Source organism: Runella sp. MFBS21 (genome assembly GCF_029433105.1).
Lineage (GTDB): Bacteria > Bacteroidota > Bacteroidia > Cytophagales > Spirosomataceae > Runella.
On the sequence record NZ_JARNTW010000017.1, the window covers coordinates 111,739 to 133,586 of the forward strand.

Genomic DNA, 21,848 nt, shown 5'->3' on the forward strand with positions numbered 1-21,848 from the left:
TTTGCATAACTCTACACTTAACAAACAAACTTAACTATAAGTTTTTCTAAAGGAATTTTCCAAGTTTGCCTCTGTCGACAAACTTGGAAGGTTCAATAATTATTTATGAGGAACGATAGGCGGTTTCATAAATAGATTTTACATGAGGCCCAAGGAAAACCCTCGCGTAGATTCGGATGATGGCAATACCATCAATGATAAAACTAAGCGAAGTAAAGAAGGCTAATGTAACTTGATTTTCGTGTATATGGCTGAAAATCAAGTCTTCTCCGATGAAAGTGGGTGTAATGGGAAAGCCCGACACTCCCAAACATGCCAACAAAAAAATCAAGGCAAGTTTGGGATGCTTGTATGAATGTCCATGAAATTGATCTAGATTAATATTGCCTTCCAGAGATTTGAGCTTCAAAAGTCCAAAATAACCCACTACTCCTGCTACTACGATTCCGCTCAAATAAAGCAGCGTTTGATTAAACTTAAAGTGTTCATTAAAAGAAATAGAAAGTGCAATCCAGAAGTGATTCATGATAACAAGCAACCAGCTCATGGGGGTATTGTGCCTTTCGGTAAATGACTTTAATACCATTATCAATCCTAAAAGCGAAAAGAAAATGGGTAAATAAGCATGAACGTTTTGAGGAATGGAATTTTCAAAATACAAACAAATCAATCCTAGTATATAAGCCGGAATAAAGAAAAACAAGGTGCGATTGACAGTCAAAAAATTCAGTTTATTGCCAGCCCATTTTAGCGGATTCCAAAGCGATTGGTACATCAATGAGTCTAGGTTCCATTCTTTGATGCTCAACATATACAGCGTGTACTGAAGTTTTTTTGGAAAGAAACGCTCGATTGAAGACTCGCGAGGGGAAAAATTATAGAACTGCTCGTGAATAAGATAACTTACTACCGAAGGCGAAACCAACAATTGATAGGTACGTAAGAAAGCATTTCCAGCAAAATGAAGCATAGCCAAACCTTCAAAACCACTAGCTACTTCTATAAAAATCAATCCGATTTGGGCAATAGAAGCATAGGCTATTTGGCTCTTGACCGATGACTGCACACGAGCGATACCAGTGGCAATAAAAGTAGTAGATAAGCCCAATAGCGCAATCAGGATACGTACTGAAAGCTGATGTTCCCAAAAAGGATAGGTACGTAACAACAAGAAAACACCCAAATGCACCGAAAGCGAACCATAAAAAATTGCACTAGAAGGCGTGGGACCTTCCATGGCTCTAGGCAACCATGATGAAAAAGGAAGTTGTGCCGACTTGGCAGCTGCCGACATCAGAATCATCACTGAAATAAAAATCCCAATCCAACTATGGCTTTGAAGATGTTCGTGCACAAGCTCATAATTGCTCAATTTCAAAAAAGTAATGTTTTCATGAAATAGATGATGACTCATCCACATTGCTAAAATCAATCCTACATCACCAATCCGATACACCGAAAATACTTTCACCGCATTTTTGACAGGTAGATAACGGTCTCTGTAAAAGGCGATTAATAGAAAGGAAGAGATGCCTAAGATTTCCCAACCAATGAAAAGAGTTTCGAGATTGCCCGAAAGAATGGCAATGTTGTATCCTAAATAAAAGAAAAGAATAGTATTGAAAAATCGTTTGTAGCCATTTTCACGATGCAAGTAAGCACGGCTATAAATAGTCACTAGAAAGGTGAGAAAAGACCCTACAAACAAATAAGTAGCGGCAATAGCATCAAAGCAGAAGTCGATAAAAAATTCGTAGCCTGTCGATTTGAAAAGTACAATGTCTTTGATGTTGAGGGTAGGATACCCTTGCAGTATCCAAAAACCAATAAATGTCACCGTACACAGTAAATGAAGCCCCACCGTTCCAAAGGCCGTTTTTGACATAATGCCTTCTTTATGAGCCGGAACAAACAGACTTAAAACAAAACCCACAATGGGCAAAACAATGAAAATATGCAAGAACGCCGTCATGGTGCAATCTTAAGAAAGTGAATAAACAGGAAGGTTTTCGTGATGAATTTCTAATAAAGGAGATAGGTTTTCTATCGCCTCTAGCTGCGCTCGAAGAGGAGCATAAGGCACAAATGTACCATCTCTGAAAACCATTAGCTCTTGAGTATCAGGATGAATAGCCACTAGATTTACCCATTCATTGATAAACCATTCGTAAGTAGCTGGATTTTTCTGGATAGTATTCAGAACTACTTCAGGATAGTGCTCTACAATCATCAACAAACGCACAGGGTCGTGAATCTCAATCATCTGACTTGGTAAGCCCGGACGTAGGTCTCCGTCAATGCCATTGGCTACTCCAAAAAGTCCCATCACATTGTGAGGGAGTTTGGTGCCTGCCCCGAGTTTTTGATTGTCCACTCTTGAGAAATAATATTCTAAGTTGATACCTCCGCATACAGGTGCAGCGGCATTGAGGATATTGAGCAGATATTTGCCTTCAGGGTCTACCTGAAAATCAAAGGAGTTCATGAAAGCGCGTCGATCCAAAAACAAGCCCTTCGACAAAGAGCGACGTCCTATAATACAGAGTGCATTAGTGGCGTGGTTGAGTTCGGGGCGTGGCTCAAACAATGATACGGAGCGTAGCCGTATTTTTTCATGGATTTTTTCGGGACTCAACGACGTATCGATTGATTCAAACCTTCTTGACCTCTCTTTAGCGTTGAAATCCAAGGCTCTTTCAAAAGTAGCCTCGTTTTTGATATGATATTCTTTATTTTTATGAGAGAGGGAATCTTCGTCAAAAAACATGATTTCATCGCGAGTAGTATCATGTAAACCTCCCACAAATTGGGTTTCTGAAGGAATTACAATACCCTTAGCGGCCAAAATAGCCCTTACTTGGGGGTGATTGGCCATGAATGAAAGCACGCGCGAATTGACTGATCCTGCCCGACCTGCGCACGCTCCACAGTCATAAGCCGCATAATGAGGATTGTTGACACTGCTCGACCCATGCCCTACTACATATACTATCGGTGCAAAATCTTTGACCAAACCTATGCTTTTGAGGACGTTTTCTACCCGAATCGCCATTTCTTCGATAGTAAAACCAATCTGAAGGCCATTTTCTTGGTGGTCGGTGTGTTTGTTTTCAATGGTCAATTTTGAAAACTTATCCATGTGTTTGAAGGAGGACGCCGTTGCCGGGCTCATTGAGGGCCTGAATACGTTAGCAAAAAGTTTGGCGGCCGACCAAAAACCAATGGTTTGCGAAATCAACCATCCGCCATAAAAAGAGTGAGAATGCTTCGTAAAGTGAATGTCTTTTTGTCGCCGATTTTTGATACCTACTTCTTTGATGAGGTATTTGGGAGTGACGGGCGCAGGGCACACTTTGGTATAAAACTTTCCGTCTTGAGGTTGATAAAAAAACTCTACTCCAAAAAAACCAGGCGTGCCAAACGTCTCACAAGTAGGGTCAAATTCCTCTAAATAACGCCGTAGGGAGCATTCGCGGTCGTCGATACAAAACATCGCCTGAAAGCTTTTCTTTGGAGATTGCAGCTTTTGTTTTTTAGGCGTTTTTAAACCTGCCAATACTTGATCATAATAATTCCACTCAAAAGCTTCTTGCCACAGTGTAAGCACTTCATGTAATTCTCTATGGTGTACCTTGGCAAAAAGCGGGGTAGGAGGATGATGGACTTTTTCGCTCAACGGAAGCCAATCTGTACTGCCATGATGAAAATCAAGGGCATCGATTTCGAGCAATAGCTCCACTACAATCAAATCGTGGATTGATATTTGGCGAGGGTCGAGCAGGGTTTGAGGCTGGTCTTCAATCGCCGACACCATCCCCGACCATCCTTGGTGGGCAAATTGCTGGTCAAAAAGATAGTCCTGATACAAGGCTTCGTCACCAATCAGAATTTTCAATAAGGTTTTGATGTCGCAAGGAGTGTCTAATAGCAATTGTTTGGCGCGTTTGCCTCTAAAAATGCTCATTAGGCTATTTTTTTCTAGCTCACGAAGCGATGAAAGAAAACTTTGTTCTTTCACTGGAAAATTCCAAATCGAAATTCCTTGGTCAAGATAGCTACAAAGAACGCGGAAAAGCAAAGGATGAACCAGCGAATCAAGGTCAACATGATATTGTTTTTTCCAATGAGCTCTTAAGGCACCAATACGTGGTAAGGTGGTATGAGTGTAGGATTTTGAAAGTAGCTTTTCGAGCCATTCCGTAGCGTGCTTTGAGCCTTTCCGCTCGTAGACTATTCTTTGCAAAACCTCGTCACTGATACGTTTGGAGGCATAAAAAGAGCGATATTCTTCCAATGAAAGCATTACCTTGTATCCAAATATCTCTGACGCACTATTGAGGGCATCAAAAAATTTGAGATGTTGGAATGCGTGAAGTGTATTGTGATGGATAAAATCTTTGAGCGGTGCTTGGGCAGGTAAAAAGTGCTTTAATTCGTGAAGCACTTCGTGTTCGTTAAAGTCTGCATTAAGTGTTTTCATGTGTGTACTATACGGTGTTATACAGAAAGCTGACGCTCGTTGGAGTAATGGCGCGAAGTAAATTTGCGTCGTTTTTTTTTGATAAGTCAAAGCTAATCAATGCTACAATTGGAAAGATTAATTAGTGATTAAAATACAAATTGATTGTATGCACGTTTTTTGAGTAAGACGCTGATTAGTATAAGGTGATGTATCGTTTTTTGGTAATTAAGTTGTTGTTTTACAGTGTATTGTGTTTGTTTTTCTAGTTAAAGTTTTTGAGCCGATAAGGTAATAGAATAAGGTTTATGTTCTTTTTTTAATCCTATTTTAATCTTCAAAAGGTTCTTGAAAAGAGGCTTAGTTCTTCAAAAAATGGACGAAACCTCTTTGGCTTCTATTTTTTGTTAGTAGATTTCGCATCAATAAACTGCCAATTGAGACGTTGGTGTGAATACGTGGGAAGGGGTCATAGCCCCAAAAAGAAAGTGTTTTATTTAAAAAGATAGATTTAGTTAATGAAAAATTTTCTCTTAGTAATAAGTATCTTGGCCATAATACCAGCCTCATTATATGCGCAGCAACAGCCTACATTGAAAGACACGACCTTATATAAAGCCTTTTCTACCTCTCATCTACAACCGGTCATTATTGGTGCCAATGGTCGATATTATTATGGCGGTCAGCGTCTTCGAAATCAGTATTCGTTGGAGATTCCCTTTGGAGAATTGGATGACCCTGAAGTAAATCGATACTTCAAAAATGCACGTGTCATTCGTACCGTAGGCTCAGTGCTATCGGCTTTGCCGGGTATTTATTTCTTGATTTCGTCGCGGGTGGCAGGGCAGACTATCACGCGGCAAGCCTTTTGGATTTCTTATGTGGGGGGAGTGGCTATTTCTCTTACTTCAGGATACATTTCAAGTGCTCAATTGCGCAAGGCCGTTAAGAGCTACAATAGCCGATTGGGAGCGCCAAAATGGGGGCTTTCGGTAGAGACAATGCCAAACAACGCTATCGCCTTGGGGGTAGGATGGCGCAAAAGTTTTTAGAATCAAAAATTTAGGCAAATTTCTTTCGTTGGGCTACATATAGGCCGCTGATTACCAGACCTGTTCCTACAAAAGTGTGCCAAGACAACGGCTCTTGGAGTAATAAGTGAGAATAAGTAAAACCAAAAATGGGGCATAAAAACAGCCAAAGAGAGGCTTTGACGGCATCTTGACGGAGTAAGTAAAACCACAATTGGAGCGAAATCACTGACACTGGTACAATCAGCCACCCCGCCGAAGCCCAAAATTGAATATCCAAATGCGAGTGCTCCCAATCGGCAAAATAAAGCGTAAAAGGTAGAAGCATAAATCCGCCAAGTAACACCTGCCAGCCATTGATAGCGACATTTGATAGTTTCCACTCTACCCGTGCATAATACACACTTGCTGCCGAGACCGATACAATACCGCCCATTAAGATGGCCAATCCCTTTAGGCTTGCGTGGCTGTTTTGGAGTAAAGGCCAGGTAGCGAGTGCTGCTCCCGACAGCCCTAAGACCACTCCGAAGGCTTCATCCCACCGCAGACTACGCTGAAGCCAGATAGCTGATAGTACAATCACAAATAAAGGGCCTGTAGCAGTAGAAAGGCTACCTATACCCGCTGATACCTCGCGCATAGAAAGCACAAAAGCACTGAGATAAATGGTGGTGTTTAATAATGAAAAAATAAAAAGCTGTTTCCATTCTTTTCCTTGTGGCAAGTGACTTTTAGGGCGTGCGAGGGTATAAGCAAATCCTAGCATCAATACACCTGCTACCAAAAACCTTACATTAGCCAAAATAAGCGGATCAGCAGAACGAATCCCAAATTTGGTGGCTACGGACGCGGAAGCCCACAGCATAGCAAAAAAAATCCCAATAATTATATTTTTCACTTTTAATATTATCGACAGTGTGTATTCACTTTTTCGGCAGATAGCTCATCACCCAATGCTGCCCCTTGTTTCCATATTTTACAAGCCTTATCGGTTTGCTGATTGAGGAGTAGTGCTTCTCCTAGCCATAAATGTATCTGGTCGGTGGCAGGACTTAAATCATAAGCTTTTTGCAGGGATACGAGTGCGTCTTTAGGTTGATTGTTTTTAAGAAGATATAGCCCCCAATTTCGATGAGCGTAGCTGTTTTGTGGAGCTTTGGCCAAGGCTTGACTGATGAGCTTTTGTGCGTCGTTAGTTTTGTTTTGAAGTAGTAAAATGTATCCTTTATTGTTGAGATAAATAGGGTTGACGGGGTCAAAATCCAAAGCGCGATTGATGTATTTTTCGGCTTCTCCTAGCTGACGATTGCGGGCTTGGATGAGTGCCATGTTGTTGTACGCTAATTGCTGCTGAGGATCAAGTTTAAGGGCTTTTTCAAAATCAATTTGAGCCGCTTTAAAATCCTTTCGTTCAAAATTGACCACCCCGCGATTGACCAAGGCTTGCACATTGTTTGGGCGTAAACTAATCGCACGGTCATATTCGGCTACTGATTGGTCGTAGTAGCCTTGTTCAAACTTCAAATCTCCCCATTTAAGATAATAGTTTGATGAATCTTGGTAGATTTTGCGGATTTTTTCGAGGTCATTAACTGCCAAATTAAGCTCGCGTTTGTCAATCCAAATCTCTACGCGATTGAAATAAGCTTGGTAAAATTCTTTATCAAGCTCAATAGCCTTATTAAAATCCTCCAAAGCTTTATCGCCTTCACCTAATTTGAGATAAGCAATGCCCCTATTACTATGCACATCTGCAAAATCAGACTTTTTTTCGAGTGCTTCGTCGTAGTATCTGATGGCATTTACGTAGTCTTTTTCGGCTAATTTGAGATTACCTTTAAGAAAAAACTGCGCCGCTTCACTTTCGTCTTGGCTCGAGCATCCCGCAAAAATGAGTAATGATGCCAAGATAAACCCCGCAAAAAACGTCTTTATAAAAAAGTGGAAAGAAGAGAAGGTGGAAGAAATGAGTGTCATACTTAATAAACTTTTGTGGCACAAAGATAATGCCTTCTTACGAGGTTTTTATAGGATAGATATATTTTGATTTGATGTGTAATCTTAAAAAAATCATATTCTTTTTTTGCTTCAAAATGCCTTGGTTTTAAAAGGGCGAATATGTCGCTGTTTGAGGGGTTTGTCTGTTGTTAATCAGGATGTTGTGATTTTTATATTGCGATGTTTTTAGGAACTTTTAAAGATTTGTTTTTGTTGTTTTAATGTATTTTTCCTTTGTTAAAATAATACAAAAAGCCATGATAAACAGCCCTGAAAATCACCTCACCAAAGCCGACGAGCAATGGCGAAAGTCAATTCCTGCGCAAGTTTTTTTGAACCATTTTCGTGGAATTGATTATCACATTCGTCATGCCATGCCGTTGTCGGAAGTCCGGCACCTAGAATCTTTGAAGCGTTTTCGCCCCAAGCAGGAAGAGGCGCGTGTAGAAACAACCAAAAAATGGCTTCTCAATGCTTGGAATGCCGAATATACACTTCATAGTACGGCCGCAAATCCTGACGAAAATTACCAAAAATATGCCCTGCATTGGACTTTTCCGCAGGCTTATTATAGCGTGTTGTACAGTGTAAAAGCATTCTTGGCGATTCAAGGAATCAATGTACCTGCGGAGGCACTTGTCCGTCAAATTATCAATGGCTATGTAGTCAAAGGATGGTATCCCACACCAATAGGTTTTTATGCTGATGGGCCTTATGAAAATTATTCATTTCATCGTATTGAAGACCAAGATGAGCAGGCTTTGCTACAACCCCTTGAAACACCTAAGCAAGCAGAAGCGCATATAATTCAGTTTTTGAAAACAACCCGTAACCAACGGGCTCGTATTTCTCGTCAGCGTCTTCAGGCCAATCCTGCCAAAGCCCTCCGAACCAAGTCGGGTAAAGTACTATCTAAGTTTGGGGCGCGTCATTGGGAAGAAGTCGCCAAAGGTATGGGAGCTACTACTTACTTTGATATGATGGCACGTTTGAAAATATCCGCCAACCAACGTGAGTTGGAGCGATTTGTAGAAGCGGATGTTAATGTTGTACAATTTCATCAGTCTTTGCTCAATATTGTCAAATACCTCAATTTTGTACATGAATGCTATATTGTCAAAGCCCTAGGAGTAGAAAGATACACTCAATGGATTGATGAATTGCCGTCTTATCTGCGAGATGGATTCGTAAAAAAACGACTCCAACAAGGCATTCGGCCCGTGTTGGAGTCGCTGATGACAAAGCAAACTGCTCAAATATCCTAAATCATTTTGCCTGCGATTGTATTTGCGGGCAAAATGCTATCTTAAAAAATATCATCGTCGTCGTCATCGCCTTCTTCGTCGGGCCCCGAAAACATACTGCTAAGGAGGTCTTTGAAGTGAGTACCACGGTCAATGGCTTGCTTGCCAATGAGCGAATATTCGGCCATGCCATGAAGGGCAAATTCCATTAAAAACAATTTCTCTTCACGGCTCAACCCTCGCTGAAACTCATCCACTACATCATCGAGCCCTTCGATGGTACGGAGGCGTGCTTCGTATTCGCGGTTGGTGAGGTCACTCAAAATATCCATTTCATTTTCACCAAACCAATCTTGTACTTTTTGGAAAGGATTTTTGGCACCTTTTCTTTTCTTAAGTGATTCGGGATTGGGAAAATAATTCAGAAACTGCGTCCGAATGGCCTTTCCAATGAGATTTTGAGCTACGATGACAGGACCCTCTACTTCGCCTTCATATACAAGCTCTACCTTACCACAAATCGCCGGTACTACGCCATACAAGTCCGAAATTCTGACATAGGTTTCTTTTTCACCATTGAGCAATACGCGCCTTTCGGCAGTAGAGAGTAGATTTTCGTAAGCGGCAATTGTCAAACGCGCCGACACCCCACTTTTAGAGTCTACGTATTCGCTTTCGCGCGCTTCAAAGGCAATCTGTTCAATCAAATCTTTGATGATTTCGTTGGTTTTGACCATGCCTTTTTGCTCCGTCTTGACAATTGCTTCTTGTGTTGTGATTTTCTTCCCGGTTTCAAGGTCTTTGGGGTAGTGCGTCACAATTTGACTATCAATGCGGTCTTTCAATGGGGTGACAATACTGCCACGATTGGTATAATCTTCTGGATTGGCGGTGAACACAAACTGAATGTCAAGAGGTAATCGTAGCTTGAAACCGCGAATCTGAATGTCGCCTTCTTGTAATATATTGAACAATGAAACCTGAATACGTGCCTGTAAATCAGGGAGTTCGTTGATGACAAAAATGCCACGGTGAGAGCGAGGAATCAGCCCAAAGTGAATAACGCGCTCGTCGGAGTAAGGCAACTTGAGGGTGGCGGCTTTGATAGGGTCTACATCTCCGATAAGGTCGGCCACCGAAACGTCAGGCGTTGCCAATTTTTCGGAATAACGCTCATCACGATGTACCCAAGCCACAGGGGTTTGGTCGCCTTTTTCCGTCACTAAGTCCCGGGCAAAACGAGACAATGGTTGCATGGGGTCATCGTTGAGGTCGGAGCCTTCTACTATGGGCATATATTCGTCAAGTAGATTGACCATGAGGCGTGCAATACGTGTTTTGGCCTGCCCACGCAATCCCAACAAATTGATATGATGCATAGACAAGATCGCTCGTTCTACTTCGGGAATAACGGTGTCTTCATATCCCCAAATACCTGGAAAAACCGATTCTTTGGCTCTAAGTTTTTCTATAAGATTGTCTCTAAGTTCTTGTTTAATCGACTTGGGCTGATAGCCTGCCGCCTTTAATTCTCCAAGCGTGTGGATTTGTAACAGTTGTTTTGACTTCAAATCTCGATAAGCCATATTGTAAGAATTGGTTTGTTTGGGTATCTACATTAACAGCCCTAAAGTGGGAATAGTTTGGCAACTTTATCAAAGTTTTAGAACTTTGGCAAACTTGATTTGTATACTATCTCATTTTCGCGATATTTGCTAATAGTATGCTTGCAGAATACAAAACCCAATAAACCAATATGCACTTGATTCAACAACTTTTATTTGCCGTGGCGTTGGGAATTACGGCATGGCTGATGGCCAAAAGAGTGGGTGTTATAAAAAAAACGATTCAACTAGGCAAAGCTGAAGACCGTACCGACCACCCTGAACAGCGCCTTAGTACTATGCTACGCGTGGCTTTTGGTCAGAAAAAAATGTTTGATAAGCCGGTGGTGGGCATCATGCACTTTGTAATTTATGCAGGCTTTTTGCTCATCAATATAGAAGTATTGGAGATTGTCTTAGACGGTCTTTTTGGAACTCATCGTTTGTTTGTACCTTACTTGGGGAGTTTTTATACGGTACTCATCAATTTTTTTGAATTTTTGGCCTTTGGGGTGCTTGTAGTGTGTATCGTATTTTTGATTCGTCGCAATATCCTCAAAGTAGCACGCTTGCAGCCTAGTCGCCACCGTGAGCTTAATGGATGGCCTGCTTTGGATGCCAATAGTATTTTGCTCATCGAAAGTGTGCTCATGATTGCGATTTTGAGCATGAATGCCGCCGATAGTATTTTACAAAAACGGGGAGTAGAGCATTACTATCCTGCGGGGGATTTTTTGTTTAGTAGTTTACTACAACCTATTTTTTCTGGAATATCAGACGGAGCGCTGATAGCCTTGGAGCGAGGAGCATGGTGGGCACACATTTTGGGAATATTTGCATTTGCAATTTATGTCACTTATTCCAAGCATTTACATATCTTTTTGGCATTTCCCAATACCTATTTTGCCAATCTCACCCCCAAAGGAGAAATGCACAATATGCCTGAGGTCACGAAAGAAGTTAAGATTATGCTAGGATTAGAACAAGCCGACAACAATGAAGTACCAGCAGAAATTGGCCGCTTTGGCGCAAAAGACGTCACGGATTTGAGTTGGAAAAATCTCATGGATGCCTATTCATGTACCGAATGTGGGCGCTGTACGTCGGCTTGTCCGGCCAATATTACTGGAAAAGCCTTATCGCCTCGTAAAATTATGATGGATACTCGTGATAGATTAGAAGATATTGGGAAAAATATGCAGGCCAATGGAGGAGAGTTTAAGGAAGATGGTAAGAGTCTACTTGGTGATTACATCAAAGAAGAAGAGATATTGGCGTGTACTACTTGCAACGCTTGTGTGCAAGAATGTCCAGTTTTGATTAATCCTTTGGATATTATTTTGCAATTGCGTCGTTACAAAATAATGGAAGAAGCCCAAGCCCCTGCTTCTTGGAATATGATGTTTGGCAACCTTGAAAACAACCAAGCTCCTTGGAAGTTTTCGCCCAGCGACCGTTTCAATTGGGCGGATAATATCAAATAATGATGTCGTTTAGGAAGCTAAGCCGGCAAATAAAGTAGCATTAGATAAGTTTTGAAGTGGTATAATGTTCAGGATAAAAATTTTTACTTTTCAAAAAACGCTAAAATGAATCATCAGATTATCAATAATACCGAGGAAAATCGATTTGAAACTTGGCTAGGTGAAACCGCTGCTTTTGTAGAATACGGCCAGCACGACGACGAACTCATCACTTTTTATCATACCGAAGTTCCGAAAGAATTTGAAGGGCAGGGGATAGGCTCTATTTTAGCAAAGCATGTACTGGATTATGCCCAAACGCATCATTTGAAAGTGCGGCCTTTGTGTCCGTTTATTAAAGCCTATATTCAGAGGCATCCTGAGTATGAGCCTCTCGTATATCACAAAGAAGGTCATTAAAAACAAAAACGGGACGTTAAGCGCCCCGTTTTTGTTTTTCGTGATATTTATTCTCCAAAATGTTTGCGAACTTTTACAAGGGCAGAACCAATCACTTGGTGCATATCATAATAGCGATATTCGGCCAATCTCCCCCCAAAAATCACCTTGGTTTCAGCTTCGGCTAGTTTGCGATATTCACGCAAGAGGCGATCATTTTTGTCGTCATTTACGGGATAATAAGGTTCTTGACCAGGAGTCCATTCCTGTGGATACTCATGAGTGATGACTGTTTTTTCTTGGGTTCCAAACTCAAAATGTTTGTGTTCGATGATACGCGTATAGGCTGTTTCGCCGTCAGTATAATTTACTACTGCATTGCCTTGATAATTAGGCGTATTGAGGGTTTGATGTTCAAAGCGAAGGCTGCGATATTCGAGATATCCTAGTTTGAAATCAAAATATTCATCCAATTGACCGGTGTAAACGATTTCCTTTGCTAAGGCATCTAGTTGCGCGCGATTTTTGAAATAATCTACTCCTAACCGTACTTCACTACCTTCAAGTAGAGCTTCATTGAGTTTATTATACCCTCCGATAGGAATTCCCTGATAGCGGTCGTTGAAGTAATTGTTATCAAAAGTAAAACGAACGGGTAGTCTTTTGATGATGAAGGCAGGTAAATCTACACATTTGCGTCCCCATTGTTTTTCGGTATAGCTTTTGATAAGCTTTTCATAAATATCAGTGCCTACCAAAGAAATCGCTTGCTCTTCGAGGTTTTTTGGGTCTTTGATGTTGGCCGCCTCAATTTGTTCTTGAATTTTAGCGCGGGCTTCTTCTGGTGTACGTACTTTCCACATTTGGTAGAAAGTATTCATATTAAATGGCAAATTGTAAAGTTCGCCATAATAGTTGGCCACTGGCGAATTGGTATAACGATTAAACTCTACAAATGAGTTGACATAATCCCAGATTTCTTTGTCGTTGGTGTGGAAAATATGCGCTCCATAATAATGAACGTTGATTCCTTCTACATTTTCGCAGTAGGTATTCCCACCGATATGATTACGACGGTCAATTACCAAGCATTTTTTGCCTCTTTTGGTAGCTTCATGCGCCCAAACATTTCCAAAAAGTCCTGCGCCTACTATTAGATAATCGTACATGTTTATTGTTTAGTAGTTAAAATCAATATATTATAGTCTCCAGTAAGTTATTTTGTCGTCAGTATTTTGGTACATTCCTTTCAAATCCATGAGAATAGGTGCACCATTCATAATAGATTTGAAATAATCGATAGTCAGTTCTTTATAATGCTGATGTCCCACTGATACAATCACGGCGTCGTATTGGTCAGAAGGGCTATCCATTAAGGTAAGGCCATACTCATGGGCGACTTCATTGGGGGAAGCGTAGGGATCTACTAAATGGACATTAATTGAAAAACTCATCAATTCTTTTACCAAATCAGCTACTTTAGAGTTGCGGATGTCCGATACATTTTCTTTGAAAGTTACCCCCATGACTAGTACTTTGGCATTTTGTGGGCTTTTTCCTTTATGAATAAGCATTTGTACAAGTCTTTTGGCGATAAAGGCGGGCATACTGTCATTGATGCGACGGCCACTATGGATGACCTGCGGGTCGTATCCAATTTTTTTTGCTTTGTATAAAAGATAATAAGGATCTACACCTATACAATGTCCCCCTACAAGCCCTGGGTATAGCTTGATAAAATTCCACTTGGTACTTGCTGCATCAATTACGTCTTTGGTATCAATTCCCATTTTATCAAAAATAATCGCCAATTCATTCATAAGCGATATGTTGAGGTCTCGTTGGGTATTTTCGATCACTTTTGCGGCTTCGGCGACTTTGATAGTGGGCGCTTTATAAATACCTGCAGTGATGATTTGGCCATATACTGCTGAAATTTCAGCTAGTGCTTCTGGGTCATTTCCTGAAACTATTTTCAGGATTTTATCAATAGTATGTTCTTTATCGCCCGGGTTTATACGCTCAGGTGAATAACCTATTTTAAAGTCTACTCCAGCTTTTAGGTTTGATTCTTTTTCCAAAACAGGAAGACAATCTTCTTCTGTGCAACCAGGGTAAACGGTAGATTCATAAACGACATAGTCTCCTTTTTTAAGGACTTTACCGATAGTTTGTGAAGCTTTGAGGAGAGGTTTGAGGTCAGGAACTTTGTAATCGTCTACGGGAGTAGGGACAGCTACTACAAAAAAGTGAGCTTGTTTTAAAACTTCTGTATCTGAAGTGAAAGTAATATTCTTATTAGTAAAAGCCGACGAGTCTAATTCATGAGAAGGATCCTGCCCTTGCTGCATCATAGCGATGCGCTGTTGATTAATATCAAACCCAATGACGTCAAAGTATTTGGCAAACTCCAATGCGATAGGCAATCCCACATATCCTAAACCGATGACTGCTATTTTGTTTTCTTTGTTAAGGAGCTTTAGGTACATTTTTTTATTTAATCAGGCCGTAAAGATAGCATATGAGTAGGGTGAGTACCAAATGAAAAGACCTTGACGCTCATGCCAAGGTCTTTTCATTATATTTTGCCATTAAGTATTAAGGCATCAATTTTAATTCTACGCGGCGGTTTTTCTTGAGACCTTCCACGGTACCGTTGTCAGCGATTGGTTTAAATGAACCATAGGCATCGACTACAATACGGTTTGGATCTTTCAAACCTGCTTGGCTTAGGTATTGCTTCACAGCATTGACACGACGCTCAGAGAGGGCTACGTTGTAGCGGTCAGAGGCACGACGGTCAGCGTGGCCAGCCATTTGCAGACGGCACTGAGTTTTATTCATCAATTCTACTACTTTGTTCAACAAGTCGTAGAACTCAGGCTTGATGATAGCTTTGTCGGTATCAAATAGTACGTTTGCAAAGATTTCGGTACAAGCCATGCCAGGAAGTGCATCTTTTACGTACTTATCGAAGTCTATTCTCTGACCAGCGCCACTTACGATACTACCTGCTGGAGTGTTTGGTTCTTTATCAAAATAATCAGACACACCATCATTATCACTATCTATCAACAAGCGTGGGTCGATTTCTTTGGGCTTATTGGCTTTAGCGATAGAGTCGATTTCGGCCAAAGAAAGGATTTTTGGTGGTTTTACTAACAATTTAGGATCTGTATATCTTAAATGATAAAATCCTTTACCAGCATCAAGAGCATTGAAATCATACGCCCATTTGCCATTTTTCTTTTGAACTTTAAGAGGGTTTTTACCCAATTTATAAGTCAAACTAACAGCCAAAAATCCGTATTTGTCAAGAGCTGAGTTTCCTTTTGGAGTACCTAGAAAACTATTAGGAGTTCCTCCTTCGTAAAGGCGCCCTCCTTCATTACCGTCATAAATAGCTGAGGGGTCTCCACCTACAGTAGCGTCCAATTTTTCAGTATTGACGTTGTTGAGGCGGAAGTCTAAGCCTAAGTCTAAGTTTTTGGTAAGTTCGTAAGACACATTAAATCCTACCGGAATCACCCACTCTTGGGTATAAGCAGAAGCTTTTTTGTTTAGCTCTGCGGTATTGTTACGTAAGCTAGGAGAGTCGTCTGAACGACGTTGAATACGGCCCGACCCCAAAGAGTAAGCCGTTGATCTAAACCAGATTTGTCCAGCACCTCCATACACATCCATTTTCCAACGTTTCATTTTGGTAGGCCCAAAAAGCAACCCTTTTATGTTGACAGTTGCTGCTACATCTGCTTGGAAATAGTTCGCATTAAAGTATGATTGGTAGAGTCGGCGCTTCATACCTTTGAGATTACCACCTCCCACATCCAATCGTGCTCCAAAAAGGTAGGTGAGTTGTTTTCCTAGCGATAAACCAACATGCATGGTTCCGCGTTCTGAACGGCTGTCGAAGTTGTTAGTACCTACGGGCCAAAAATCATACTGCCGCAAGTCCCCATAAAACTGGCTTGCACCCACATAGGCGCTCAAAGACCAAGTGTTCAGCTTGTAAGGACCTTCATAGGGAGCCTTAGGGTTGTACTGTGCTTGTGATTCAAGCGCACATGTTCCCAACAGTAAAAGTGTGACAAGCAGAGATACTTTTTTCATAATAAACCTTTTTGGTGATTTTGAATAAGGGGGATACATTTCACTCTATAACTATAAATTCTATCTACTTCTTCGCAAAAATAGTCGTTCCGGACCATATTCGCCAACAAAAGTAGAGATTCAATTTTTATTTCAAAAATCTTTTCCTCACTAAAGAAAAATCTTTTCCCTCAACTTTCAAAGCCGCTGGGTAATTTTTTTCAAAATCGCGTTTTTCCACGAATTGAAAGAGCCTGCCAAGATTTGCTCACGAGCTTGCCCTATTAGCCATAGATAAAACGTTAAATTGTGGATACTGGCTATCTGTGCTCCAAGTATTTCCTCAGCCTTGAGGAGATGCCGTAAGTAAGCTTTTGAATAAAAACTACTCACGTACCCTCCTAAACTTTCATCAATAGGACTCAAGTCAGCTTTCCACTTTTCATTCCGAATATTAATTACACCTTCGGTTGTATAAAGTATTCCATGACGGGCATTGCGAGTAGGGAGTACACAATCAAACATGTCGATTCCCAATGCAATGCTTTCAAGTATGTTTTCGGGAGTTCCTACTCCCATGAGGTAGCGGGGCTTATCTACCGGCAAAATATCACATACCAATTCTGTCATCTCGTACATATCTTCAGCGGGTTCCCCTACCGATAGTCCACCTATAGCGTTGCCTTCTCTACCCATACTTGCGATGGTCTCAGCCGATTGTTTCCTAAGGTCTTTGTATGTGCTGCCTTGTACAATCGGAAACAAAGTTTGTTGATAACCATAATGAGGCAAGGTATTATCAAAACGTTCACAACAACGCTTGAGCCATCGGTGTGTTAATTCCATAGACTGACGTGCGTACGAAAAGTCACATGGGTAGGGGGTACATTCGTCAAAAGCCATGATAATATCCGCTCCAATTTTGCGCTGGATATCCATGATATTTTCAGGGGTGAAAAAGTGAGTGGACCCATCGATGTGGGATTTAAACTTGACTCCTTCTTCGGTGATTTTGCGTCCTGTACCAGCCAAAGAGTAAACCTGATAGCCACCACTATCGGTCAAAAGAGGTTTGTCCCAACCGTTAAATTTATGCAATCCACCCGCTTTTTCCAAAACATCCAAACCAGGCCTTAGGTAAAGGTGGTACGTATTTCCTAGAATAATTTGAGCTTTTATGTCTTCTTTGAGCTCTCGCTGATGAACTGCCTTTACGGTACCAGCAGTGCCTACTGGCATAAAAATAGGGGTTTGAATGGTACCGTGGTCGGTTTGGAGAGTACCTGCTCGGGCTTTACTGAGGGCGTCTTTATGGGTGATTTCAAATATCATTAAGATACAGTAGATTGGATGTGGCTATGAAGCCGTAAACGAATTAAAATCAAAAAATAGTATTTGCTTTCGCTGTTGAAATCAAAAAATATTTACAAAAATAGTGAGCTTCATGAGTTTATCTAGTTTTGAGCATCTACTATCACAAAATCACCTGCTATATTTGCGGACTTTTTGATGCTGCATGGATATATTTTACTCTATCGATTGGTTCTCTTCTCCTGTTTTAAATGTTTTACTAGCGCTTTTTATAGCTGCTGTAATCATACAGTTATATTTTATTCTCTTCGTTTTTACAAGGATATTATGGAAGCCGTTCATAACTCCCCCAGAAAAATGGACCGGAGTAAGTGTTATTGTGTGTGCTCACAATGAAGCCGACAACCTCAAGGAGTTGCTGCCCATGCTTGATGAACAAGATTATCCAGAATATGAGGTGATTGTGATTAATGATCGCTCTTGGGATGATACCGAAGAATGGGCCGAAACCTCTGCGGTAGCTTTTAAGCACGTACACTTTATGCACATCGACAAAGAGTATGAGCATGTGACTCCCAAAAAATATGCGCTCACAACTGGCATAAGAAATGCTAAGCACGACATCGTTTTACTCACCGATGCCGATTGCCGACCTACCACAGATCAGTGGCTCAAAGGAATGGTAGAGTGCCTAGCAGAAGATAAAGAAATTGTGCTGGGTTTTTCGCCCTATGAAAAACATGGCGGTTTTTTGAACCTATTGATTAGGTTCGAAACTTTCTATACAGCAGTGCAATACCTATCTTTTGCTTTGGCAGGAAGACCCTATATGGGAGTAGGAAGGAACTTGTTGTATCGTAAAAAAACTTTTTTGAACAATAAAGGATTTTATAGCCATTTGAAAGTAACAGGAGGCGACGATGATTTGTTAATGAACGAAATTGCTAACAAAACCAACACGGCTGTCTGTCTCAATCCAGATACTTTTATGGTTTCAATCCCAAAGAAAACGTGGAAAGAGTGGTATCGTCAGAAGAAGAGACACTTGTCGGTGAGTAAGCATTATAAAATTCATCATAAAATTAGGCTGGCATGCTTATCGGCGTCTCAAGTGCTTACGTGGATAGTGGGATTAGTTATTTTTTCGTTAGGGATTGTATGGTATCCTGCCTCATTGGGATATTTGATTATAGCAGGAGGCGTATTTTTGATACGTTTGCTTAGTTTATGGATTGTACTAGGCTTGGCTTCCCGAAGATTATACAAAACCGTGGGATGGTTTAGTATTCCTTTTCTTGATTGGGTATTGTTTGTGTATTATATCATAATGGGGGTAGTGATGTGGAGCAATCGCCGCAAAAAAGTACGCTGGCGCTAGGTGGCCTGATTTTTTAATATTTCATACATAAAGAGTAACTTGTGCAAAAGAAAAGCACGTCAATTAATAGAATGGAAATCATAGAAAAATATTTTCCCCAACTTGCTCCTACTCAGAAAGCACAGTTTGGACAATTGGGAGAACTGTATGCTTACTGGAATGCACAAATCAACGTCATTTCACGTCAAGATGTTGAAAATCTTTACGAGCGACATGTGTTGCATTCATTAAGTATTGCCAAAGTGGTAAAGTTTAGGGAATTTGCGAGTATTTTAGATGTAGGTACCGGAGGAGGATTTCCAGGTATTCCTTTAGCTATAATGTTTCCTGAAGCCGAATTTCATTTGGTCGACAGCATTGGAAAAAAAATCAAAGTAGTGGAGGAGGTTTCCAAAGCCTTAGGACTGGCCAATGTAAGAGCTCAGCATTGCCGTGCCGAGCAAGCTGATGGTACCTATGATTTTGTAGTCACTAGAGCAGTAGCCCGAATCACTCCTTTGTCAGGTTGGGTACGCAATAAAATAAGTCCAAATCATGTACACACATTAAGGAATGGTATTTTGGCGTTGAAAGGGGGGGATTTGGAAGAAGAAATGGCCGAGTTGAAGCGTAAGTATCGGATTTTTGACCTTTATGAGTTTTTTGAAGAAGAGTTTTTTGAAACAAAAAAGATAGTACACGTGCCTTTGAGTAATTAGATATATCAACACACAAATTTAATCATACATCGCAATGAACGAAATATTCAAATCAAGTAGCATAAAAGATCCTGTACGTCCCAATGAGGTTCATTTGACGGAAAAAGGAGTGAGCTTCAAGCTAAAGAAGTTGATTGGAGGCACAGAGCAGTTTGTATTTTACAGTGATATTTCAGGGGTAGAGATTGACAGTGGTATGTTTTTCGCCACGATTCGGGTAATTCCTCGTGCTCGTCCTGAGATTGTCATTGAAAACTTTTCCAAGGGAGATGCACAGCGTATCAAAGAATTGATTTTACAACGTGTATAATTTCGCTCATTTTGAGTAAGTTAATGAAAGTAAGGCTAAGAAAAATGATTTTTTTTAAAAAAAGTCTTGCTTGTAATTAATTTAACTGATACTTTTGCACCACCAAAATCGGAAACGATAGCGGTGGCCTCAAAATCCCGAATAGCTCAGTCGGTTAGAGCATCTGACTGTTAATCAGAGGGTCGCTGGTTCGAGCCCAGCTTCGGGAGCCTGAAAATCAAGCACTTATGAGATAAAACTTGTAAGTGCTTTTTTATTTGCACAAGATTTGCACAAGATTATTACCAAATGAAAAAATCAGAGCCAAAGTTTGAGGGGCTTAATCTATTGAATAGGAAAACTATTTTCAATCTCACACTTGATAAGGATACGGCTAAACAAAAATCAGAACATAGTCGATATGAATCTGAATTGGAGAAACCTTTGGCTGCCTTAAAACTTATGTAGTATAATAAAGATATAATAAGCAGGTTAATCTATTGAATATGAATGTTTTTAAAAGAACTACTAAATAAAAATCATTTCGCCTATTAGTTAGGCTCAAAAATTTTGTAATTTAGAATAATTATTTTATTTATATCCGTGATAGTTATTACTGAACCTAAAAAACTGTCTTTTTCCGGCCATGAATCTTTTCAGTGCCGTAGTTTATGGTTGAAAAAAGGATACGATTTTCTAAAAGCTGGTAATTCCTTCAGTAATGAAAATGCTGTTGTCAAATTAGGAGTTGGGAAAAACATGGTAAACGCAATTCGTTATTGGATGCGAGCGTTTGGTTTGACAAAGTCAGACAGTGACGATCCAAGTGATCTAGCTCATAAATTGTTCAATGATATTGATGGCTGGGATCCATATCTTGAAGATATCGCTACTCTATGGCTATTGCATTATCAACTGGTAATCACTAATCGAGCATCAATTTACGGTCTTATTTTTAACAGCCTTCGACGAGATAAGATTGAGTTTACAAGATCCCACTTCATCAATTACGCCAAAAGGCAAGCAGAGACGAGTAGAACTGTTTTAAGTGAAAACTCTGTAAAAACAGATTTTGATGTATTTGTTCGAATGTATCTTCATTCAGACATACAAGTAAAGGATCGTGATGAAAGTTTGACCGGTCTATTGACAGATCTGAATTTGATTCGATCATTTCGTCGAAGGAAGGAAGAAGATTTCTTTGTAATTGATAATACTGATAAATCTACCCTTCCGGATGCAATATTACTCTATGGCATCTTAGCAAACCGGCAATTTGATTTTTCAATTAACTTCAATACTTTACTGACTGAGCCCGATCAAGTTGGTAGTGTTTTTGCACTGAATGCTTCCGGTTTATATGCGAAGTTGGAGCGCATTGTCTCTAATACGATAAATAACGCAGTGTTTAGTGATCAGGCAGGTATTCGTGAGTTATCATTTAAATCTATACCTGATCCCATGACCATTTTAGCTAATTATTATGAAAGCTAATAGTTACAGCCCCTCTATCAATATTCTTCGCGATGTTAATCGTAATTTAGTATACTATCCAACTCCCAACGCGGTTAGAGTTGTTAATCAGATTGCTGATGATTTTAAGAAAGGAAATAGGTCGTTCAATATTGTAGGAGCATATGGTACAGGTAAATCATCATTATTATGGGCTTTGGAACGAAGTCTCCGATCGGTTGCAGAAAAGGGAAGTGAACGCTATTTCAATATAAATTTAGTGACTCATGCCAAAGCTGAAGTAATTAATTGAGGGATGGGCATTATTGAAAAGTGACTTTAAAATTCTCTAAACTGCCCAACTCTCTTTGATTAGTGAAATTATCATACATGATTAATTGGACTGTGCAACTCGCTATCATTAAGTAGGCAC

The 21,848-nt window shown here is 40.3% G+C and carries 18 protein-coding genes and 1 tRNA gene; 10 read left to right on the forward strand and 9 right to left on the reverse strand.

Translation table 11 applies throughout. The features are described from left to right. Positions 1–103 precede the first annotated feature (103 nt). Positions 104–1,972, reverse strand: a complete 1,869-nt coding sequence (locus P1X15_RS24600; RefSeq protein WP_277340790.1) for a proton-conducting transporter membrane subunit — start codon at positions 1,970–1,972, stop codon at positions 104–106. Positions 1,973–1,981: 9 nt separating this feature from the next. Further along, positions 1,982–4,480, reverse strand: a complete 2,499-nt coding sequence (locus tag P1X15_RS24605) for a YbcC family protein (protein ID WP_277340791.1) — start codon at positions 4,478–4,480, stop codon at positions 1,982–1,984. Positions 4,481–4,977: 497 nt separating this feature from the next. On the opposite strand from P1X15_RS24605, the gene P1X15_RS24610 reads away from it, so the two are divergent. After that, positions 4,978–5,511 carry a hypothetical protein gene (locus P1X15_RS24610; RefSeq protein WP_277340792.1) on the forward strand — a complete coding sequence of 178 codons (534 nt, stop codon included), beginning with the start codon at positions 4,978–4,980 and terminating at the stop codon, positions 5,509–5,511. Positions 5,512–5,521: 10 nt separating this feature from the next. Here P1X15_RS24610 and P1X15_RS24615 read toward each other — a convergent pair whose 3' ends face one another. Together P1X15_RS24615 and P1X15_RS24620 are read right to left on the reverse strand one after the other, a co-directional pair. Then, positions 5,522–6,388, reverse strand: coding sequence for a DMT family transporter (locus P1X15_RS24615; RefSeq protein WP_277340793.1), 867 nt, complete (start codon positions 6,386–6,388; stop codon positions 5,522–5,524). An 8-nt stretch (positions 6,389–6,396) separates the two neighbouring features. After that, a complete protein-coding gene (locus P1X15_RS24620; RefSeq protein ID WP_277340794.1) occupies positions 6,397–7,467 on the reverse strand; it encodes a tetratricopeptide repeat protein in 1,071 nt (356 codons plus the stop codon). 278 nt (positions 7,468–7,745) lie between these two features. On the opposite strand from P1X15_RS24620, the gene P1X15_RS24625 reads away from it, so the two are divergent. Beyond that, a complete protein-coding gene (locus tag P1X15_RS24625; RefSeq protein ID WP_277340795.1) occupies positions 7,746–8,753 on the forward strand; it encodes a hypothetical protein in 1,008 nt (335 codons plus the stop codon). 41 nt (positions 8,754–8,794) lie between these two features. Here P1X15_RS24625 and P1X15_RS24630 read toward each other — a convergent pair whose 3' ends face one another. After that, positions 8,795–10,318 (reverse strand): sigma 54-interacting transcriptional regulator, encoded by a 1,524-nt coding sequence (locus tag P1X15_RS24630; RefSeq protein ID WP_277340796.1) that lies wholly within the window; start codon positions 10,316–10,318, stop codon positions 8,795–8,797. A gap of 170 nt (positions 10,319–10,488) precedes the next feature. On the opposite strand from P1X15_RS24630, the gene P1X15_RS24635 reads away from it, so the two are divergent. Together P1X15_RS24635 and P1X15_RS24640 are read left to right on the forward strand one after the other, a co-directional pair. Continuing rightward, positions 10,489–11,820: a (Fe-S)-binding protein gene (locus tag P1X15_RS24635; protein WP_277340797.1), complete on the forward strand. Its 1,332-nt coding sequence runs from the start codon at positions 10,489–10,491 to the stop codon at positions 11,818–11,820. Positions 11,821–11,871: 51 nt separating this feature from the next. After that, on the forward strand, positions 11,872–12,219 hold the full coding sequence (locus tag P1X15_RS24640) for a GNAT family N-acetyltransferase (RefSeq protein WP_409049705.1): 348 nt from the start codon (positions 11,872–11,874) through the stop codon (positions 12,217–12,219). 47 nt (positions 12,220–12,266) lie between these two features. On the opposite strand, the gene glf is transcribed toward P1X15_RS24640, so the two are convergent. From glf to tgt, 4 genes are all read right to left on the reverse strand, one after another. Beyond that, a complete protein-coding gene (gene glf / locus P1X15_RS24645; protein WP_277340799.1) occupies positions 12,267–13,367 on the reverse strand; it encodes a UDP-galactopyranose mutase in 1,101 nt (366 codons plus the stop codon). Positions 13,368–13,397: 30 nt separating this feature from the next. Further along, positions 13,398–14,687 (reverse strand): nucleotide sugar dehydrogenase, encoded by a 1,290-nt coding sequence (locus P1X15_RS24650; RefSeq protein ID WP_277340800.1) that lies wholly within the window; start codon positions 14,685–14,687, stop codon positions 13,398–13,400. A 109-nt stretch (positions 14,688–14,796) separates the two neighbouring features. Then, on the reverse strand, positions 14,797–16,308 hold the full coding sequence (locus P1X15_RS24655) for an OmpA family protein (protein ID WP_277340801.1): 1,512 nt from the start codon (positions 16,306–16,308) through the stop codon (positions 14,797–14,799). A gap of 177 nt (positions 16,309–16,485) precedes the next feature. Then, entirely contained in the window at positions 16,486–17,619 is a 1,134-nt protein-coding gene (gene tgt / locus P1X15_RS24660; protein ID WP_277340802.1) for a tRNA guanosine(34) transglycosylase Tgt, read from the reverse strand. Positions 17,620–17,977: 358 nt separating this feature from the next. Between tgt and P1X15_RS24665 the strand changes: the two genes are divergently transcribed. The 6 genes from P1X15_RS24665 to P1X15_RS24690 all read left to right on the forward strand — a co-directional run bounded on the left by P1X15_RS24665 (position 17,978) and on the right by P1X15_RS24690 (position 21,728). After that, positions 17,978–18,976: a glycosyltransferase gene (locus P1X15_RS24665; RefSeq protein ID WP_310586045.1), complete on the forward strand. Its 999-nt coding sequence runs from the start codon at positions 17,978–17,980 to the stop codon at positions 18,974–18,976. Between the two features lie 71 nt (positions 18,977–19,047). Continuing rightward, a complete protein-coding gene (gene rsmG, locus P1X15_RS24670) occupies positions 19,048–19,674 on the forward strand; it encodes a 16S rRNA (guanine(527)-N(7))-methyltransferase RsmG (protein WP_277340803.1) in 627 nt (208 codons plus the stop codon). 34 nt (positions 19,675–19,708) lie between these two features. Then, positions 19,709–19,984, forward strand: coding sequence for a hypothetical protein (locus P1X15_RS24675; protein ID WP_028667685.1), 276 nt, complete (start codon positions 19,709–19,711; stop codon positions 19,982–19,984). A 135-nt stretch (positions 19,985–20,119) separates the two neighbouring features. Beyond that, positions 20,120–20,193 (forward strand) — tRNA-Asn (locus P1X15_RS24680). 373 nt (positions 20,194–20,566) lie between these two features. Beyond that, positions 20,567–21,457, forward strand: coding sequence for a DUF4007 family protein (locus tag P1X15_RS24685; protein ID WP_277340804.1), 891 nt, complete (start codon positions 20,567–20,569; stop codon positions 21,455–21,457). Next, positions 21,447–21,728, forward strand: coding sequence for a hypothetical protein (locus P1X15_RS24690; RefSeq protein WP_277340805.1), 282 nt, complete (start codon positions 21,447–21,449; stop codon positions 21,726–21,728). Before P1X15_RS24685 ends, P1X15_RS24690 begins: the two co-directional genes overlap by 11 nt. Positions 21,729–21,848: the final 120 nt, after the last annotated feature.

Coding starts and splice junctions, on each gene's coding strand:
- P1X15_RS24600 (WP_277340790.1), bottom strand. CDS start 1,972: ATGACGGCGTTCTTGCATATTTTCATTGTTTTGCCCATTGTGGGTTTT.
- P1X15_RS24605 (WP_277340791.1), bottom strand. CDS start 4,480: ATGAAAACACTTAATGCAGACTTTAACGAACACGAAGTGCTTCACGAA.
- P1X15_RS24610 (WP_277340792.1), top strand. CDS start 4,978: ATGAAAAATTTTCTCTTAGTAATAAGTATCTTGGCCATAATACCAGCC.
- P1X15_RS24620 (WP_277340794.1), bottom strand. CDS start 7,467: ATGACACTCATTTCTTCCACCTTCTCTTCTTTCCACTTTTTTATAAAG.
- P1X15_RS24625 (WP_277340795.1), top strand. CDS start 7,746: ATGATAAACAGCCCTGAAAATCACCTCACCAAAGCCGACGAGCAATGG.
- P1X15_RS24630 (WP_277340796.1), bottom strand. CDS start 10,318: ATGGCTTATCGAGATTTGAAGTCAAAACAACTGTTACAAATCCACACG.
- P1X15_RS24635 (WP_277340797.1), top strand. CDS start 10,489: ATGCACTTGATTCAACAACTTTTATTTGCCGTGGCGTTGGGAATTACG.
- glf (WP_277340799.1), bottom strand. CDS start 13,367: ATGTACGATTATCTAATAGTAGGCGCAGGACTTTTTGGAAATGTTTGG.
- P1X15_RS24650 (WP_277340800.1), bottom strand. CDS start 14,687: ATGTACCTAAAGCTCCTTAACAAAGAAAACAAAATAGCAGTCATCGGT.
- P1X15_RS24655 (WP_277340801.1), bottom strand. CDS start 16,308: ATGAAAAAAGTATCTCTGCTTGTCACACTTTTACTGTTGGGAACATGT.
- tgt (WP_277340802.1), bottom strand. CDS start 17,619: ATGATATTTGAAATCACCCATAAAGACGCCCTCAGTAAAGCCCGAGCA.
- rsmG (WP_277340803.1), top strand. CDS start 19,048: ATGGAAATCATAGAAAAATATTTTCCCCAACTTGCTCCTACTCAGAAA.
- P1X15_RS24675 (WP_028667685.1), top strand. CDS start 19,709: ATGAACGAAATATTCAAATCAAGTAGCATAAAAGATCCTGTACGTCCC.
- P1X15_RS24690 (WP_277340805.1), top strand. CDS start 21,447: ATGAAAGCTAATAGTTACAGCCCCTCTATCAATATTCTTCGCGATGTT.